This window comes from Streptomyces sp. NPDC086989 (assembly GCF_044745505.1).
In the GTDB taxonomy this organism is placed as follows: Bacteria; Actinomycetota; Actinomycetes; order Streptomycetales; family Streptomycetaceae; genus Streptomyces.
Genome location: NZ_JBIVAL010000058.1, coordinates 1 through 2,070, shown reverse-complemented (window position 1 = coordinate 2,070; position 2,070 = coordinate 1). Strand labels below are relative to the sequence as shown.

Annotated in this window: 2 protein-coding genes; one reads left to right on the top strand and one right to left on the bottom strand. The window is 66.3% G+C overall.

Annotated features, from left to right (window positions below):
* Positions 1–260: 260 nt before the first annotated feature.
* Complete coding sequence (locus ACIPK4_RS40100; RefSeq protein WP_402322919.1) at positions 261–974, top strand: alpha/beta fold hydrolase; 714 nt, start codon at positions 261–263, stop codon at positions 972–974.
* A gap of 801 nt (positions 975–1,775) precedes the next feature.
* On the opposite strand, the gene ACIPK4_RS40095 is transcribed toward ACIPK4_RS40100, so the two are convergent.
* Complete coding sequence (locus ACIPK4_RS40095) at positions 1,776–1,946, bottom strand: hypothetical protein (RefSeq protein WP_402322916.1); 171 nt, start codon at positions 1,944–1,946, stop codon at positions 1,776–1,778.
* Positions 1,947–2,070 lie beyond the last annotated feature (124 nt).

The window sequence follows — 2,070 nt, the reverse complement described above, 5'->3', positions numbered from 1 at the left end:
CACGATCCACGGCCGCGACTGACGTTTCCCCACGGCAGGACCAACGACCACCCGAACCGAAAGTCACATGATCAACGGCTTCTGTTAGGACCTCTCAGAGGAATCGGCGGGCAAAGGCGAGCGGGAACGCCATTCGGCGGTGGCGTCTCTGTGTAGGTCACGCAAGTCCAAGGTCTACATCTGCCGCGGCACAACGACGCCAAGGCGTGTATCGAAAGTATTTTCTAGGAGATCGTCAGCTGCCCGGCTACGGTGCGCGCATGGTGAATTTCGTGCTGGTTGCAGGTGCACGGCTCGGGGCGTGGGCGTGGGACGAGGTGGTGCCGCATCTGCGTGCGGCTGGCCACGGCGTCTATCCGTTGACGCTGTCCGGTCTTGCTGACAAGCGGGGTGTACCGGCGGGGCAAGCGACTCACGTCCAGGACATCGTTGCCGAGGTGGAACGCCAGGGTATGCGTGACGTAGTCCTGGTGGGTCACAGCTACTCGGGCATCCCGGTCGGTCAGGCCGCGGAGCGGCTCGGTGACCGACTGGCCCGCGTGGTGTTTGTCGACTCAAGTGTTCCAACTGACGGCGAGTCGTTTGTCTCCGCCTGGCCGGACGGTGGGGCGGCAGTGGAGGCATCGATCGCCGAGAACGGAGGGTTTTGGCCGCTCGCGCCAGCTGCTCATTACGACGGCGAAGGTCTCACCGATGAGCAGATCGCACGCCTCGTGCGTGGCTCGACGCCTCACCCAGGTGCCACACTGACCGAGCCCGCTGTGCTGGCGGGGCCGCTCGGTGAACTTCCGGCGACCTACATCCTGTGCGTGATGCCGGGGGCCGAGCCAGACGACGCCGAGCTCGACGAAGATGTGGCCGAGCTGTTGAACAGCAACCGCTGGCGGCTGGTCAGGATGGACACCGGCCATTGGCCGATGTTCTCCCAGCCTGGCGAGCTGGCGCAGATTCTCCTCAACGCTGCCGTGGAGTGAGAGCGCAGCCGTGCCCTGCGAACTTGTTTTGCACGCGCCTGATGCGTGCTGGTCGCAGCCATTCGCCGATGGCGCCGGTCCGCTCTGAGCCTTTGCGCTTGGACCGCTGCCGGGGGCGAAGGAGGGTGGGGCCCGAGAGCCAGGGGGAAGGGCGGCGCCCGGGCCGGTGTCACGAGACCGCGGGGGAGCGGAGTGCATTCCGTCACAACCTCTGGCGAAACGATTCGCCGGACGAAGAGGTAACGGACTGTCGAGCGGACTTTTGTGCCGGAGGGTTCGGCGGCTTTCGCCTTTCCGGTGACCCTGCGGACCCCACACGCATGAGGTGCTGGGTTCCGGTCTTCCCATTCGCCCCGCCGCCCAGTTCGCGCCTAGGCGGGTGACGCGGGTTGGCTACGCCCCCGGCCCGTTCGCCGACGGCCGGGCGGCCGTCAGCTTCTGCGCGCAGAAGGGCGGGCCACCGCCAACGAGTGCATCGGCCGCTACCTCAGTGACGACCAGGGCGACTACGCGTACCAGTGCACCCGCCAGCCGAATCCCCTGGCGATCGCAGCCGGCGTTCATGACGGGAGCCGCTCACTCGGAGCGGTCGGCCTCCGTCGCAACGCCGCGGCGATCGAGCACTTTCCCCCACCAGGCAGCCCGGCCAGTGCGACCACCATCGGGTCACCTTGGCACCGCCGAGATGACCCATGAGGGGGCCCCGTTCAGCATCTGCACCGCACCCAGGCGTTGTGCCCATGCCGACTCGCTCTGCCATGACCCAGCACGCCCACGCAGTCGACGCGTACGTCGTCGTCCTCATGAACAGCGCGGCATGGCCGAGCCGCGCAATCGGCGGCGCAGCCGTATCAGGTCGGGGAGTTCCGCCACATTTTTGAACCGGTTGAGAAGAAGATCGATCCGGTGATCGTCTCCCTCTCGCACCGCAGTCGTGATGGCATCGACAAGTCGTCCCGGATCTTCAGGCATAGGGGGATTCTTGGCCGGTGAAGCCGTGGCTTAGAGGTCCTAACAAAGGCGTCGGACGTGGCGGTGGGTGATGAGGCAGGTGGCGAGGCCGAGGAAGGCCTCGTGGATGTCGTCGCGTCGTTCC

Excerpts from the sequence above, each read along its gene's own strand:
- ACIPK4_RS40100 (WP_402322919.1), top strand. The coding sequence starts at position 261 with ATGGTGAATTTCGTGCTGGTTGCAGGTGCACGGCTCGGGGCGTGGGCG.
- ACIPK4_RS40095 (WP_402322916.1), bottom strand. The coding sequence starts at position 1,946 with ATGCCTGAAGATCCGGGACGACTTGTCGATGCCATCACGACTGCGGTG.